General features: G+C 57.2%; 15 protein-coding genes and 1 pseudogene. 11 read left to right on the top strand and 5 right to left on the bottom strand.

Going from position 1 to position 15,896, the window contains the following annotated elements; all coding sequences use genetic code 11:
- Positions 1–12 precede the first annotated feature (12 nt).
- On the bottom strand, positions 13–447 hold the full coding sequence (locus ACGK9W_RS16140; RefSeq protein WP_010981353.1) for a mercury resistance transcriptional regulator MerR: 435 nt from the start codon (positions 445–447) through the stop codon (positions 13–15).
- Positions 448–515: 68 nt separating this feature from the next.
- Between ACGK9W_RS16140 and merB the strand changes: the two genes are divergently transcribed.
- The 4 genes and pseudogenes from merB to ACGK9W_RS16120 form a co-directional block, all read left to right on the top strand.
- Complete coding sequence (gene merB / locus ACGK9W_RS16135) at positions 516–1,154, top strand: organomercurial lyase MerB (RefSeq protein WP_405417557.1); 639 nt, start codon at positions 516–518, stop codon at positions 1,152–1,154.
- A 111-nt stretch (positions 1,155–1,265) separates the two neighbouring features.
- Positions 1,266–1,631, top strand: a complete 366-nt coding sequence (gene merD, locus ACGK9W_RS16130; protein WP_000995361.1) for a mercury resistance co-regulator MerD — start codon at positions 1,266–1,268, stop codon at positions 1,629–1,631.
- Positions 1,628–1,864: a broad-spectrum mercury transporter MerE gene (merE, locus tag ACGK9W_RS16125; RefSeq protein WP_005413392.1), complete on the top strand. Its 237-nt coding sequence runs from the start codon at positions 1,628–1,630 to the stop codon at positions 1,862–1,864. The genes merD and merE overlap by 4 nt, the downstream gene beginning before the upstream one ends.
- 48 nt (positions 1,865–1,912) lie before the next feature.
- Positions 1,913–2,200, top strand: a pseudogene (locus tag ACGK9W_RS16120) (DUF3330 domain-containing protein); the annotation flags it as partial.
- A 38-nt stretch (positions 2,201–2,238) separates the two neighbouring features.
- Here ACGK9W_RS16120 and ACGK9W_RS16115 read toward each other — a convergent pair.
- From ACGK9W_RS16115 to ACGK9W_RS16100, 4 genes are read right to left on the bottom strand one after another with little or no spacing between them, the layout of a single operon-like run.
- Positions 2,239–2,853 carry a recombinase family protein gene (locus ACGK9W_RS16115; protein ID WP_102642956.1) on the bottom strand — a complete coding sequence of 205 codons (615 nt, stop codon included), beginning with the start codon at positions 2,851–2,853 and terminating at the stop codon, positions 2,239–2,241.
- A 60-nt stretch (positions 2,854–2,913) separates the two neighbouring features.
- Complete coding sequence (locus ACGK9W_RS16110; RefSeq protein WP_405417551.1) at positions 2,914–4,131, bottom strand: TniQ family protein; 1,218 nt, start codon at positions 4,129–4,131, stop codon at positions 2,914–2,916.
- Positions 4,128–5,036 carry a TniB family NTP-binding protein gene (locus tag ACGK9W_RS16105; RefSeq protein ID WP_000393453.1) on the bottom strand — a complete coding sequence of 303 codons (909 nt, stop codon included), beginning with the start codon at positions 5,034–5,036 and terminating at the stop codon, positions 4,128–4,130. Before ACGK9W_RS16105 ends, ACGK9W_RS16110 begins: the two co-directional genes overlap by 4 nt.
- Before the next feature lie 2 nt (positions 5,037–5,038).
- Positions 5,039–6,721: a Mu transposase C-terminal domain-containing protein gene (locus ACGK9W_RS16100; RefSeq protein WP_010791757.1), complete on the bottom strand. Its 1,683-nt coding sequence runs from the start codon at positions 6,719–6,721 to the stop codon at positions 5,039–5,041.
- A gap of 280 nt (positions 6,722–7,001) precedes the next feature.
- Between ACGK9W_RS16100 and ACGK9W_RS16095 the strand changes: the two genes are divergently transcribed.
- The 7 genes from ACGK9W_RS16095 (at position 7,002) to ACGK9W_RS16065 (ending at position 15,813) form a co-directional block, all read left to right on the top strand.
- Positions 7,002–7,640: a helix-turn-helix domain-containing protein gene (locus ACGK9W_RS16095; RefSeq protein ID WP_405417546.1), complete on the top strand. Its 639-nt coding sequence runs from the start codon at positions 7,002–7,004 to the stop codon at positions 7,638–7,640.
- A 9-nt stretch (positions 7,641–7,649) separates the two neighbouring features.
- On the top strand, positions 7,650–8,225 hold the full coding sequence (locus tag ACGK9W_RS16090; protein ID WP_405417544.1) for a hypothetical protein: 576 nt from the start codon (positions 7,650–7,652) through the stop codon (positions 8,223–8,225).
- A gap of 15 nt (positions 8,226–8,240) precedes the next feature.
- Positions 8,241–11,174, top strand: a complete 2,934-nt coding sequence (locus ACGK9W_RS16085) for a Tn3 family transposase (protein WP_405417541.1) — start codon at positions 8,241–8,243, stop codon at positions 11,172–11,174.
- Positions 11,175–11,768: a hypothetical protein gene (locus ACGK9W_RS16080; RefSeq protein WP_405417538.1), complete on the top strand. Its 594-nt coding sequence runs from the start codon at positions 11,175–11,177 to the stop codon at positions 11,766–11,768.
- A 157-nt stretch (positions 11,769–11,925) separates the two neighbouring features.
- A complete protein-coding gene (locus tag ACGK9W_RS16075; RefSeq protein WP_053112091.1) occupies positions 11,926–13,251 on the top strand; it encodes an IS1182 family transposase in 1,326 nt (441 codons plus the stop codon).
- A 231-nt stretch (positions 13,252–13,482) separates the two neighbouring features.
- Positions 13,483–14,049, top strand: coding sequence for a gamma-glutamylcyclotransferase (locus ACGK9W_RS16070; protein WP_092030729.1), 567 nt, complete (start codon positions 13,483–13,485; stop codon positions 14,047–14,049).
- Between the two features lie 75 nt (positions 14,050–14,124).
- Positions 14,125–15,813, top strand: a complete 1,689-nt coding sequence (locus ACGK9W_RS16065) for a phosphoethanolamine transferase (RefSeq protein ID WP_082220551.1) — start codon at positions 14,125–14,127, stop codon at positions 15,811–15,813.
- Positions 15,814–15,896: the final 83 nt, after the last annotated feature.

Below are 15,896 nucleotides of genomic sequence, written 5' to 3'. Positions count from 1 at the left end.
AAATAAAGCACGCTAAGCTGTGGAAGCCCCTGCCAAGCTCGTTCCACCTTGCAACGACGCAATCAGCGGACACGAAACATTCCCCTGCCGCGAATGGCAGGCGCACACCAGGTCAGACAGCACAGCCTCCATGCGCGCCAAATCGGCCATCTTCTCGCGCACGTCTTGGAGCTTGTGCTCGGCCAGGCTGCTGGCCTCCTCGCAGTGGGTGCCATCGTCGAGCCGCAGCAACTCGGCGATTTCATCCAGGCTGAAGCCCAACCGCTGGGCCGATTTCACGAATCGCACCCGTGTCACGTCCGCCGCGCCATAGCGGCGAATGCTGCCATAGGGCTTGTCCGGCTCGGGCAACAAGCCCTTGCGCTGATAGAACCGGATGGTCTCCACGTTGACGCCGGCTGCCTTGGCAAAAACGCCAATGGTCAGGTTCTCCAAATTATTTTCCATATCGCTTGACTCCGTACATGAGTACGGAAGTAAGGTTACGCTATCCAATTCAAAAAGGAGATGGAATCATGAAGCTCGCCCCATATATTTTAGAACGTCTCACTTCGGTCAATCGTACCAATGGTACTGCGGATCTCTTGGTCCCGCTACTGCGGGAACTCGCCAAGGGGCGTCCGGTTTCACGAACGACACTTGCCGGGATTCTCGACTGGCCCGCTGAGCGAGTGGCCGCCGTACTCGAACAGGCCACCAGTACCGAATATGACAAAGATGGGAACATCATCGGCTACGGCCTCACCTTGCGCGAGACTTCGCATATCTTTGAGATTGACGGCCGCCGTCTATACGCTTGGTGCGCACTGGACACTCTGATGTTTCCGGCCCTCATCGGCCAGACGGCGCGCGTGACGTCGCATTGCGCTGCAACCGGGGCGCCAGTTTCCCTCACGGTTTCGCCGAACGAAATCCGGGATATCGCACCGACCGACGCCGCAGTGTCGTTGGTACTGCCGCAGGAAACAGCGGACATTCGTCGGTCATTCTGTTGCCACGTCCATTTCTTTGCATCTGTCCCGACGGCGGAAGACTGGGCCTCCAAGCATCAAGGATTGGAAGGATTGGCGATCGTCAGTGTCCACGAGGCTTTCGGCTTGGGCCAGGAGTTTAATCGACATCTGTTGCAGACCATGTCATCTAGGACACCGTGATCGGATATCGACCCAATGTTCTACGGCACCGGCATCGGATTCGCAGCGCGCGGATTGAACTCGGCGAAACGGTATATGCATTGCCGTGAACCGACCAAAAGGAGGTGTTCGATGAACGCCTACACGGTGTCCCGGCTGGCCCTTGATGCCGGGGTGAGCGTGCATATCGTGCGCGACTACCTGCTGCGCGGATTGCTGCGGCCAGTCGCCTGCACCACGGGTGGCTACGGCCTGTTCGATGACGCCGCCTTGCAGCGACTGTGCTTCGTGCGGGCCGCCTTCGAGGCGGGCATCGGCCTCGGCGCATTGGCGCGGCTGTGCCGGGCGCTGGATGCGGCGAACTGCGATGAAACTGCCGCGCAGCTTGCTGTGCTGCGTCAGTTCGTCGAACGCCGGCGCGAAGCGTTGGCCAATCTGGAAGTGCAGTTGGCCGCCATGCCGACCGCGCCGGCACAGCATGCGGAGAGTTTGCCATGAACAGCCCCGAGCGCATGCCGGCCGAGACGCACAAACCGTTCACCGGCTACCTGTGGGGCACGCTGGCCGTGCTGACTTGCCCCTGCCACCTGTCCATCCTCGCTGCCGTGCTGGCCGGCACAACCGCCGGTGCATTCCTTGTCGAGTATTGGGTCATCACGGCGCTCGGTTTGACCGGCCTGTTTCTTCTGTCACTGGCGCGGGCGTTGCGGGCATTCAGGGAAAGATCATGAGCGCTTCCCGGCCGGATGGATGGACTACGGCGGAGGGCCCAAGCGTTCGAGCGCGGGCAAGGCTTTCTGTTCGCAAAGCCGATGCCGGCGGCGGCATTCGCCGTCTTCGTCAGTCAATGGAGGGGTGCCACCATGAATGCAAATGATCCGACCGCCACCAGTTGCTGCGTGTGCTGCAAGGAAATTCCGCTCGATGCCGCCTTCACACCGGAAGGCGCGGAGTACGTCGAGCACTTCTGCGGGCTGGAGTGTTATCAACGTTTCCAGGCGCGGGCCAGCACTGCGACCGAAACGAGCGGCGAACCGAACGCTTGCGGTTCGCCGCCGTCAAATTGAGACAAACCACGCTTTCGCTACGTCGCCTCATGTCGGCATCAAATTCGGCTGAGTAGCTTCTCGCCATCTGGACGTAGCTCGCCCTTGGGTGAAATATGCCGATACAGGGTCTGCCGCGTGATGCCAAGTTCCTGGCACAGGTCGCCGACCTTGGTCTCTGACTGCCCCATTGCCGCCATCGCCAGCCGCAGCTTGGCGGCGGTCATCTTGAACGGCCGGCCGCCTTTCCGGCCGCGTGCCCGTGCTGAGGCCAGGCCCGCCACGGTGCGCTCGGCGATCAACTCGCGCTCGAACTCGGCCAGCGCGGCGAAGATACCGAAGACCAGCTTGCCGGCGGCGGTCGTGGTGTCAATGGCCGCGCCGTGCCCGGTCAGCACCTTGAGGCCGATGCCGCGTCCGGTCAGGTCAAGGACGGTATTGATCAGATGGCGCAGGTCGCGCCCGAGCCGATCCAGTTTCCAAACGACCAACGTGTCGCCTGGCCGTAGTGCCTTCAGACAGCTCGCCAGACCGGGACGATCCTCGCGTTTTCCGGACGCTTGGTCTTCATAGAGATGCGCCGGATCAACACCGGCCGCGACCAGCGCATCGCGCTGCAAGTCCGTCGCCTGGGAGCCATCCGCCTTCGATACTCGCATGTAGCCAATCAGCATCTTGTACCTGTCACATATACGTTCGATTATGTGACAGTTTGCATCGGGAAGCTCTGCACGTCAAAATTTGTCACTTAACCCGTCATTCTGTCTAAGGCATGCAAAGGGTAGGCTAGGCTCATAATGTGACAGAAATTCCGGGGGGATGCCTTCCTTCGCGAAGGTGGCGCGCAACTGTTCCAAGGAAGCGGGGTCGCGCCGACCATAGGAAGCCAACGCGAACAGCGAGCGTGCCGTCTCGGGGTTGTGTCGTGCTTCAATGATGGCCTCATCAATGGCCTGGATTGCACGCTGCCAGTGATCGACGGGTTCGGGCTTCGGCGCTTTCGCCGGCAGGCCACTGGTGAACCCGGTTTGGGGCTCGGACCAGAATAGCTTTGCGTGCTCGCCTGGCGGGCTTATATCCCTCACCTCAATCAAGCTGATTGCCGTTGCCGCCGCCTCCAGCATCTGCAACCGTACTGCCGGGTTCAGGGTTTCATACGGTCGCCACAGACTTTGCCCAGCACGCAGCGGATGCCCGCAGCATTCCCAGATTTGGCGGAGATACCCCGCGTAGGTGCCGCACGTCGAAAGCGGGGTGTTCAGCTCATCGAGCAGCGTGCGTAGCAGCCTAAACCACAATCCGGCGCGGATGCGTCGGCGCGGCAACTCCACGTGGCCGGTCGTCAGTGCCTGCCAGGTACGCTGGTCCATCGCCGCAATCGCGTCGCTGGCAGTGCGCGGTTCGGCGTCGGCGTTCTCCCAGCCGAGAAACCGCCCTGGCACGCCCCAATAGGATTCCAGCCAGCAGCCATGCAGTGGGCAGCTCAGCATCAGGGGCAGCTTCCACGCGAGCAGTACGGCTTGGTTCTCCGGATCGTTCAGACAGAGCGGGCAGGCGCGATGTATCGGCTGGCTGGGCAGCCAGGCACGCCAGCTCGTGATGGATCGCGTCCTACGGCGGAGTTTCGGCAGCAGCACCGAGAGCTGGAACGCATAGGTTTCCAATGCATCTGGAATCTGATCATCAAGGCTGTCCAGTAGCCAAGGCACCCAGCCGGCGAAACTCATGCAACGCAGCCGGTCCGGCTCGATGCCGCTCCGCTGGGAGAGCATCGCCAGCAGCGCCAGTGGTGGCGCGGTGTCCAGGTCATCAACCTGGCCGTGACCAAGATCGTGCTCCAGCAGCTCGGACACCTCCATGTGATAGCAAAGGGCCACGCGGTTGAGCCACGAAGACAAGGCTTCGCCTTCCCTGGGAGCCGGATGCAGTGGCCAGTGTGGCGCTGGCTTCACATCAGTTCCCGCTCGAATTGCCGCCGCCGCTCGCTGGGACCGGTGTAATCGGCCATGCTGAGCGTACGATGGTTGATCGCTTCCTCACCGCTCTCCACGGCAGCGACGGCCGCCGCCATCAACAGGTGCGCCAGCTCGCCGATGGTGCCCTCGCTGCGCGTGAGCAGGTAGCGGGCCATATCCAGCGTGGCAATCGACGAGGGTCGCCGCAGCGGGAGCGAAGCCGCGAAGCTGGCCAGCAGTGAGCAGCAATCGTCGTTGGCCTCCCACACCGGCAGCATCATCGGCTCGAAGCGGTTTTCCAACTGGTCGTCCGAGCGGATCGCCAAGTAGGCATCGCGTGTGCCGACCCCGACCAGCGGGATGCGCAGCTCGTTGCCGAGGAAACGCAGCAGGTTGAGGAATTCCCGGCGGTTGACGCTGTTGCCGGCCAGGACGTTGTGCAATTCGTCGATCACCAGCATGCGCACGCCGACCTTGCGTAGCAGTGCCAGCGCCAATTGCTCCATTTCCGGCAGCCGTGGGCGCGGGCGCAATGGCGCGCCCATCGCGGCAAGTAGCGCGACGTAGAAGCGGATTACCGACGGTTCGGATGGCATCTGCACGACCAGTACCGGAATGTGCTCCTGGTCGGCGTCGGAGCTGGCCGGGTGGGTGCGGCGGAATTTCTCGACGATCATCGACTTGCCGTTGTTGGTTGGACCGACCAACAGCAGGTTGGGCATGCGTTGTTTGTTCGGCCACGCATACAGGGCTTCCAGCCGATTCAGCGCCTCGACTGCTCGCGGATAGCCGATCCAGCGGTCAGCGCGAAGGCGATGGATGCGTTCGTCCGCCGGAAGACGGGCCAAGCCCTGGGCCACCGGCATCAGGTGGGACAAGTCGATGATGGGATATTCTTCCACGGCTACCACTCCTCAATCTGGTCGAACGGTTTGGCAGGTGGCTGGTTGTCTGCCTGCGGGTCAGCCATGTCCGCGTCCGGTGGTGGCGTGGTTTTGAAAAGAACTGCCGTTGCCTTGAGATGCTGGCGTCGATCCGCGTCGCGCCGCGCCTTGCGCGTAGCTTTCTGCGCGGTGGACACGATTTCGCGCATCTGGCCGATCATGCGAAACAGCGCCGACTCATCCACCTGTTCGCGCCCTTGCTGCCGCAATTTCGCCAGCGCCTGTCGTTGTTCCCAGAGGGTGACAGCCGGGTGCGACAAGGTGCGGTATGGAATTTCCAGATAGTGCTGCCCCTCCGGCTCCAGCACCCAAATGCGGCTGATGTCGCGCGGGTCGCGCCGGATCAGGAACGCAGGCAAGCGGTCGCGCCGAGCTATCCACGGCTTGAGCGCATCGGCGTAGTAATGGATGTGGTCGATGACGAAGCCGGTGCGGGTCAGCGTGCGGCGGATGATGGGCAGAAAATCGACCAGAAAAGCCGTGGTGCGAGTGATGACGGTTGGCACGCCGGTCCGCGCGATAGCTTCGGCCCAGCGCGCTGCCGGCGGCTGGAGCAGGCCGTTGTGCACGGAGCCGTGGTAGGTGCCGACCGCCAATGTGAGCCAGCGCTCCAGCTCACGCAGCGTCAGGGCGGCCTTGTTTTCGGAATCGTAGTCGCCGCGCTGGTCAGGGTTGGAGAAGGTCGTCCCTGGCAATTCGTCGTGGATCATCTGCATCGCCGTGCCGATGATCCGTTCCACGATGCCGCCGTAGTGCGGCTGCCCGAGCGGGCGATAGTCAAGCCGGATGCCATGCTGCTCGCAGCCTCGGCGTAGCGCTTCGCTCTTGAACTCGGCCGCGTTGTCCAGGTAGAGCAGCCTGGGCTTGCCGCTCATCGGCCACTCCATTTCTATGTTCAGACCCTCCAGCCAGGGACGCTTGTCGCAGGCGACATGCACAAGGCACAGGCCGACCGAAACAGATGACGGCGCTTCCAGCGTGACGACCATGCCGAGCACGCAGCGGGTAAACACGTCGATGGCGATGGTCAGATACGGACGGCCAATCGGTTGCCGGTCGCGCTCGTCCACCACGATCAGGTCGATGACCGTGTGATCAATCTGCACTTGTTCCAGTGGCGCGGTCACGGCGGGAGGCTCACCACCGACACCTTGCAGGCTGCGGGACGCATCCTGACCTTCCCGGCGGCGAGTGGCCTTGAGCGGATCGAGGCCGGCGATCCGCAGAGCCACGGTGTTGCGCGCCGGCGCCCGCAGCTTTTGCGCTTTGCAAGCCTGCGCGACCTCGCGGTGGAACGCTGCCAGGCTACGCTTCTGCTTGGTCAGGAAGCGCTTTTGCAGCAACTCGCGGATGATGCGCTCAACTGATTCCGGCAAGCGTCCCTTGCCTTTTCCGCCGCCGGATCGGCTGCGAGCCAGGTCCGTCACAAGCCCAGCACCTTGCCGGGCACGGCGGATTAGGACATACACCTGCCGCCTGGACAGGCCAAGCGCGTGAGCAGCGGCATCGGCGGCTTCATGCCCGACCACATCAAGCGCTGCCAGCGGCCCGATGATTTCCGCCCGTTGCCGGGCCTGCGCCCAAGCCGCATCGGGCAGGGTGGCCACGCCTTGCTCGGCAATCAATGATGTGTCTGACGCCATGCTCACACCTCGCTTTGGTGCACACGAGTATTGAGCATAGTCGAGATTGGTGCAGATGACTTCTGATATTGCGTTGTCAGGAGTCGCCTGCACATCTGGCGTTACGCCCCGTCAATTGGTGCAGTCGTCTTCTGAAAATGACATCTTTCAAGGCCTGCGCTAATCAGTTAATAAAACGAGGGTTTTATTTACCTTTAAAGTATTAAAGTAAATGTATAGTTTATATTTCTTGTGGTATCATGCGTGAAATTGGCATTGAGCACATGCAGGAGGTACTGCAATGCAGGCCGTAAATGATGAAGCCATCCAGGTAGAAAATCTGAAAATCCGGGCAACCCTGGCTCGCGCCGTGCGCGACACCCTGGTTCAAAACCATTTGACCCAAATTGAAGCCGCTGAGCGGCTTGGCATTTCCCAGCCACGGGTGAGTGCCTTGTTTAATGGTAAGGCCAGAGAATTTCGCGTGGACGCGCTGGTCAACATGGCGCTCAAGCTGGGCCTGAATGTTTCCCTGGAGGTAGATGCACTTCCGAAACGGGATGTTCTAACACCTGGTGGCATTCTGGATCGCATGTGTGAATCTGCCATTCAACATGACACTGTGGCGTTTATGGATGATGTGCAGCTCTTCTGGCGGAAGGAGTGGGATTTAGCCCAGGTGCCGGATCCCCACGAAAAGGATGCCCTGAAATATGCGTTGAAGGCCTGCTTTTTGGAACGCATGGCCGAGGTTTGGTCGGAGCCACCGAAATCTCATCCTGCGCAAGCGCCTGATTGGTGTCAGCGGATTCCGGCAGTACAAAAAGAATTTTCTGTTATTCCGGAAGAATATCGGGATTTTTACGAGGGTGACTTGGTATCGCCCATTTTCAGCAAGCGCAATATTTTTGCACCGCGCGACTTCATGTTCTTTGTATAAGGATTTTACATGTACCAGTATTCCAGTACCGGCAAACAAATCAGCATTCAGACTTTAACCAAAGCGCTTAAACGTTTAGGTGACTTGCTCCAGAAAGAAAATAAGCGGTTGGAACTGACTTGTTGTGGGGGCATCATCAGTCTGATGTATTTTCACTCACGGGCCATGACTCAGGATGTCGATGCAATTTTCCCGGCGAACCCGGCCAACAAGCAGTTGTTGATTAAATTGATCAAGCAAGTTGGTGATGAAATGGGCTTGGCCGCAGATGAAAAATCCCTGTGGTTCAATGACAGCGTGAGTTTTTTCGGCCTGGAAACTACCTCCAATGTTATTATTTTTCAGCATCCCTTCCTGATCTTAAAAGCTGCGAGCTGGGAAGAGCTCCTGGCCCACAAGGTTCATGCCTCACGTCATGACAAGGATATTCAGGATGCGGTACGCCTGTTAAAGGAGATCAAGGGTAAGGAGAAAGAGCAGATTTACGAGGCCGTGAAAAAGTACGCACCTTTTACACCTCACGTCCCGGAACCCTTGTTGAGAAAGCGTTTTGAAGGGGTTTGGAATATCGCCTTCAAGAATTAGTCTAGGATTTTCTTCATGACTGCCAAAGAGAAGTTCCTGACCCAACGGCAGCGTTACCAGCCAGTGACATTGCCGCAGGACTTCTCCGATGAGGAAATGGCCAGGGACTGGACGCTGTCGGAAGCCGACAAGAAAGAAGTTAATCGCTACCGCACCAACTCTCGCTTATTCATCGCCATTCAGCTTTGTGCCGTGCGCTTGTATGGCCGTTTCTTGGTGGAGGTCAACGACCTATCGCCACGCATTGTGAGTTACCTGAACAGCCAACTCGAATTGCCGCCATCGTTGACCATCAACACCCCGGAGCGGGATGCCACCTTTTCCGAGCAACGCAAAAACATCCTGACTTATCTGGGCTTTTCCAAATACGACGACACCGCCCAAGCTAGCCTTGAAAAGTGGCTCTCCAAACAGGCGGAGCAAGGCTTCTTACCGGATGAGCTGTTTCTACGCGCAGAGCAATATCTGCTGGCCGCCAAGGTGATCCTGCCGGGGCCAAGTGTTATGGAACGCTTGATTATCAGCGTTTGCTCCGAGGTGCATGAGCGATTGTTTGAGTCGCTTTACCGGCAACTATCAGTGGAAATCCGACAGGCCATCGATGAGCTATTGATCGCTGTGCCAGGTGATCAGCGATCGCTGTTCTACCTTCTGAAAGAATATCCGCCCTCGGCCACCATATCGTCGATTCAAAGCTACCTGGAGCGTTACTGGTCTCTCGATGGTACTGGCATCGATGCCATTGAATCCCGAATCGTGGATCCGGCCTTTATGGATTACCTCTACAAACTGGCACGTCGCTATAACGCCAAGGACATCAAACGGTTCAAGGATAACAAGCGCTATTCACTGATGCTGTGTTTCTTGCTGGAAACGCGCAAGGTACTGCTGGATCATTTGGTGAAGATGCACGACCAGTACATCCTGGACATGCTGCGCAAAGGCAAGCAGGTTCACGAGAAAAAGCACCGCGAATTTCGCAAGCGCCAGAAGAAAGCCATTGATACGGTGCTGGATGCAACCCACCTGATTCTGGATTGGCCGGATGACAGGCCGTTGAACAAGGTGGATCTGTGGCAACGCATTGATGAAAAGAAACTGCTGGAGTCCGTGGATGATTTACATATCTTCAAGCGCCTGGAAGAGCGCGGCTATGGTGATTTGCTGCTGGCTCGCTATCCCAGTTTACGCAAGTATTTCCCGGAATTCCTACTTCTGCCGTTCCAAGCCAAACCCGGTACCGAACCCCTTCTGAACTCCATACAACTGATTCGCCAACTTGATTCCGGTGAATTGAAAAACCTGCCTGATGACGTGCCCACGTATTTCATTCCCAAGGAGCTGCGGCGCTGCTTGAAAGGCAAAAACGGCAAGATCCAGCGCAACGCCTGGGAACTGGGCGTGGCTATGGCCATGAAGGAGGCCTTGCGCTCCGGGGATCTGTTTGTACCCAAAAGCAAACAGCACGTGTCTTTCTGGGATCTGATGCTGAATCAGCACCGCTGGGAGGACACCCGCGAAGCCGCTTATGAAGACCTACAGCAACCGTTCAAAGACCAGGTGAAAGCGCAATTGATTCTGCAATTCCACCAAAGTGTGGGGGAAGCGGACAAGCGTTTCGGCCTGGACACCTTTGCCGACATCAAGGATGGCAACCTTAAACTGAAGCGCGATGACAAGGCAGAAATCCCTGAGGCGGTGAAGAAACTCCAGAAGGTCATCGATGCCAGTATGCCCACGATTCGCATTGAAGAATTGCTGATGGAGGTGGACAGGGAAACCAATTTCACCCGGCACTTTATCCCGGTGCAGCAACATCACTCCAGGCCCAAGAATTTCTATAAAACGCTGATTTCGGCCCTGATTTCCCAGGCCACCAATCTCGGTGTCGTGGCCATGAGTGCAAGCGTTGATGATGTCTCAGTGGATATGCTGCGCCACGTCTTGCAGTTCTACGTGCGCGAGGAAACCATTACGGCGGCCAGCGCCGAAATTGTGAACCAGCATCACCAATTGCCGTTTAGTGAGGTGCACGGATCCGGCCAGGTGTCATCATCGGATGCGCAGCGCTTCCGGATCCGGGCTGATAGCCTGTTGGCGGCGTACTATCCCCGATACTACGGCTACTATGAGAAAGCGATCGGCATCTACACCCATGTGTCCGATCAATACTCGGTATACAGCACCAAGGCCATTTCCTGTAATCCCAGGGAAGCCCTGTATGTCCTCGATGGAATACTGGAAAACAATACCATTCTGAAGATCAGGGAGCACACCACCGATACCCACGGCTACACCGAAATTATCTTCGCCTTGTGCTATTTGCTGGGGTACTACTTCATGCCCCGGATCCGCGACCTCAAGGATCAACAGCTCTACCGGGTGGAGCGTAACGTCAATTACGGCATATTCACGCCTTTACTGAACAAGACGGCGGATCTGGATATTGTTGAGGAGCAATGGGATGAAATGATTCATGTTGCCACGTCGCTAAAGGAACGCACGGCACCGGCACATGTGATCGTGGAGCGGCTGACCAACAGCTTTCCCTCTGACCGTCTGGCGAAAGCCTTCACCAACCTGGGCAGGATCATCAAAACTGAATACATCCTGCGCTACATTACGGACAAGGATTTGCGCCGCACGGTTCAGCTCCAGCTCAACAAAGGGGAATACCGGCACAATCTGCCGCGCTGGATCTTCTTTGCCAACCAAGGTGAATTCACTACCGGTGATTACCTGGAGATCATGAATAAGGCAAGTGCTTTAAGCCTGGTATCCAACGCCATTCTGTACTGGAACACCTCCAGGATCAGCAACATCGTCGATGAACTCAGAAATCAGGGTGAGACAGTGGATGACAACCTGCTGGCTCATATTTCCCTACTGCCGTACAAGCATGTATTGCCTAACGGTACCTACTTTATCAAACATGAGGAAACGAAATAGATGGGCGAAGTCCACAACTACCTTCCACGCCTTACGGTCAATCAATTGTTGATCCGTGATCTTATGGCCGCGCAAGCGCCTTGTTTCGCATTGGGTTATGTGGAGGACCGGAAAGAAAAGTGCGGTTTTATTGCGGTAAGGCCAGAGAAACCAATTCCGAACCAGGTAACAATGCAAGGTATGAACTTCGGCCATTCAGTGCTTGGAACAAGCCAGTACAAGGTGCTTCACTTTGGGTTTGAATTCTATGGCCATGCCACATATCACGGCTTGGTGCCAGCCGGTAATCCAATCATCCAGGCGGTGATTGAAACCATGCTGGATACCCAGGATTACTTTTTCTTCGCCATCAATCCGGATCAAACCGTTACAGCCTTTCGCTCCCAATTTGAGGCCCATGACCTAGCGGGACTACGCACCAACCAGGAACAATTTGGTGAGGACAGTTGTTCTTTAGAACAGTATGAAAGCGCAGTGAAGACCTTTACCAAGAACCCGGATCCACCGGGGACTGTGATGAATTGGGTATGCCGCAATAACTGGGATTATCTGGATTTAATGAAGTATCCGCTCGATCTCAACCCACGGCCGTAAATGGGCAGGGGGAAGATTGCGCAGGAATTTACGGTTTGAGGAGGATCCGCGAGGGTGAAACCGTAAGTTTCTGTTCAAATGCCCCCGCTAGGAGTCTGCGCGGCAGAAGCTACATTCTGGCACAATAGATCAAAATTCTTCAGCAACAGGATGACTGATGGGAACCACTTTCCGCCCGTATTCGCCTGGCCAGGAACTGCTTCTTCCCCCGAGCCTGAACGAGTGGCTGCCTGAGGGGCATCTGGCCTATTTTGTCAGTGATGTCGTCGAGGAGCTGGATTTAAGCGCGTTTTATGCCCGCTACGAAGGCAACGGCCGACGCAACTCGCCCTTCGATCCACGAATGATGCTGAAGGTTCTGATCTACGCCTACGCCACCGGCGTTTTCTCTTCACGCAAGATCGCCCGGAAGCTGGAAGAAGACGTGGCCTTCCGGGTTCTGGCGGCAGGCAACTTCCCCAGGCATCGCACGATCTGTGATTTCCGCAAACACCATTTGGTTGCCTTCAAGGCCGTGTTTATTCAGGTGGTCCGGATTGCCCGGGAAGCGGAGCTGATCACGCTGGGAACACTGGCGATTGATGGCACCAAGGTTCGGGCTAATGCCAGCAAGCACAAGGCCATGAGCTATGGCCGCATGGGCGAGGAAGACGATCGTTTATCGAAAGAGATCGATGCACTTTGTCGTCAGGCGCGTCAGACAGACCAGTCGGAAGACCGACAGTTCGGCCCGGATAACCGGGGTGATGAACTGCCTGAAGAGCTTCAGTACCGGCAGGCGCGGCTGGACAAGATTCGTGCCGCCAAAGAGAAATTGGAAGCAGACCAGAAAGAGCGGGACAAGGCCCGGGGTCGGTCCCCGGACGATGATCGGCGCTCACCTCGCGGGGGCCCGAACTTCAAGCGGGATTATGGGGTTCCGGATGACAAGGATCAGAGCAATTTTACCGATCCGCAAAGCCGGATTATGAAAACGGCGGACGGGTTCCAGCAATGCTACAACGGCCAGTTGGCCGTGGATGGTGAATTCCAGCTGATTGTCGCCAACCACCTGGGCAATAATCCCAGTGACAATGGCTGTCTGATACCACTGCTGGATCAGGCAAAAGACACTCTGGAAACCTATCCGGATCAGTGTCTGGCTGACGCGGGTTACCGTAAAGAAGAAGATCTACAGACCCTGGAAGACAAAAGCATCGACGGCTATGTCTCGCTGCGCCGGGAGGGCAAGAAGAGTTCAGAGATAGACGCGAGCCGTTATCCGGCCAGCGCCCGGATGGCCGGGAAGCTGGCCACGGCAACCGGGCGATCGGTTTACGCTCAGCGCAAGCATCTGGTTGAGGCGGTCAACGGCTGGATCAAGCATGTTCTGGGCTTCCGACAGTTCAGTCTGCGGGGCCTTCACGCCGTGCAGGGTGAATGGGATCTGGTCTGTCTGTCGCTTAATCTCAGGCGGATGAGTTCACTGATGAGGCTGAAATAGAGGGTCCGAGGGATCCTTGGGCGTACTGAGTGATCGGACTACGATAACGCATTCGCTGATAACCGTCTTGACTGACTGAATAGAGAGAATCGAGACTCTATTCGGCTGGATATTGTGGATACGTTCTCGGGCCGAACTGTGATTCGACGCGGCGGGGTCACTTGCTCAAAATACTTCTGCCGCGCAGACCCCTAGAGTATCGCGGGACAGGTTTTCGCTGCAGGGTGTCTGATGTCTGCCAATACCATTGAGCACAATCGCAAACGATACGATTTCTCCGGCGTGGAGTCGGTGTGGCTGTTTGGTTACGGCTCGCTGATCTACAAGGTGGATTTCCCCTTTCTGGAGCAGCGCCCGGCGTCGATTCGAGGGTGGGAAAGGCGGTTCTGGCAGGGTTCCCACGATCATCGGGGCACGCCGGAGGCCCCCGGCCGCGTGGTTACCCTGGTAGAAAAGCCAAATGCTGTCTGCAAGGGCATGGCGTTCAGGGTGTCACCCAAAGTGTTCGAGCACCTGGATGTCCGTGAAAAGAACGGCTATCTGCGCCTGAGCATCACGCTCACCTTCGACGATGGCAGCCATGCCGACGGCCTGGTTTACATTGCCACCGAAGACAACGAAGCCTTCCTGGGCCACGCGCCGGACGCGGATATTGCCCGCCAGATCGCCTCTGCCTCAGGCCCCAGTGGCCCGAATGCCGATTATCTCTTGCGCCTTGCAGAGTCCCTGAGGGCAATGGGTGCGGATTGCCCGCACACCTTTGCCATCGAATCCCACCTGCGTGATGAGTTGAGCTAAGTCCGTTTAAGTTTGCTTTAAGGTTCGGGGAGCACACTCACCAGACCTTGAATCACACTTATCCCGGAAAATCCCATGGGCTTGTCCTCAAAACCCACTCTTCACGCGCAGCCGTTTGTGCATAGCGGAACCGGTCGGTTTCAATGGCCTGCAATCAAACCGCATTGGCTGGTGTTGATCAGCGCCTTTGCACTTACCGCTCTGTATAACGTTCCTTTCTACACCGCCCTTGATCGATACGTCGGCTTTGATCAGCCGATGCTGATGTTCAAACTCGCGTTTTTGTTGCTGCTGGTCAACCATCTCCTGATCAGCCTGTTTTCGGCACGATTTATCCTGAAGCCGGTACTGGTGTTTCTGTTTTTAAGTGCAGCGCTCAGTGGGTATTTCATGAACGCGTATGGCGTGCTGATCGACAAGCACATGCTGCAGAACGTGTTCGAAACCGATGTGCAGGAGGCTCGCGGCCTGCTGAGCCTCGGACTGCTTGTGCACATGGCGCTCTTCTTTGTGATTCCGGTTGTGCTGCTCTTCCTGGCACGCGTGAGCTGGCCGGCGGGCCTGAAAAGGGTCACTCACTGGTTGGCCCCGATCATTGTTGATATCGCTCTGATTCTGGTACTGGCGTTGACCAGCTATCAGGAGATGGCTTCAACGTTCCGTAATCACCGCGACATCAAGGATCTTGTGGTGCCGGTGAACAGTGTTGCTGCCCTGGCATCGCTGGGTAGCAAGGTGGCTGCGGCGCAGTTTCCCCAGGAATACCAGCAGGTGGGGCTGGATGCGACGGTTTCTCTCCCGGTTTCCGATCGCGCCAAACCCAATCTGGTGGTTTTCGTTCTTGGTGAAACTGCGCGCGCAGACCATTTTGGTCTGAATGGCTATCAGCGCGATACCACCCCGGAGCTCAGTAAACTGGCCCGGCAATCGGGCGGAACACTGGTCAATTTTCCCCGCGTATCCTCCTGCGGGACCGCAACGGCCTTGTCGGTGCCCTGTATGTTCTCGTGGCTGGGCAGATCGGATTACGATGAAGCCGTGGCCAAGAACAGTGATAACTTCCTGGATGTCATGACCCGCGCCGGCATTGTCAGTACCTGGCTGGATAATAACTCTGGCTGCAAGGGCATGTGTGACCGGATTCCGACCGTTCGTCCGGAGGATACCGACCTTTGCCAGGGCGAGTACTGTGATGATCTGGTGCTGCTGAAGGGTGCCCATCAGCAGCTCGATGTTGCAGAAAACAACGACCATTTCATGGTGTTGCATCAGCTTGGCAGTCACGGTCCCGAGTACTACAAGCGCAGCAAACCGGACCAGAAAAAGTACCTGCCCGAGTGTCAGAGCAATGAACTGCAGAGCTGTGACCAACAGGCCATCATCAACGCCTACGATGACAGTATTCTGGTAACCGATCGCTTGCTTGGGGAAACCGTGCGCATGCTGAAATCCATGCAGGCGGATTACAACACTGCCCTCGTGTATGTCTCTGACCATGGCGAGTCACTGGGCGAGGGTGGCATCTACCTGCACGGTATTCCTTACATGCTGGCGCCGGAGGCCCAGACCCATGTGCCCATGGTTGTGTGGTTGTCAGACGGTTTCCGGATGGATAACCGGATTGATGCCGAGTGCGTCAACCGGATCGCATCGCAACCGTTGAGCCACGACAACCTGTTCTCCTCCATGCTGGGACTGATGAACGTAAAGACCGGGGCGATCGAGCCGTCGCTCAATATTTTCGAGGACTGCAGAACCACCTGAGGCGCTGAACGTTTTCTTCACCTTCTGACAGAAAATACGACACTACCGGCCATTCAAACGTCAAGCTGACGGGGCCTTGCGTA

It is taken from the genome of Marinobacter flavimaris (assembly GCF_045057155.1).
Taxonomy (GTDB): Bacteria; Pseudomonadota; Gammaproteobacteria; order Pseudomonadales; family Oleiphilaceae; genus Marinobacter; species Marinobacter manganoxydans.
The sequence above is the reverse complement of the archived record's forward strand: the minus strand, read 5'-3'. Positions and strand labels throughout refer to the sequence as shown.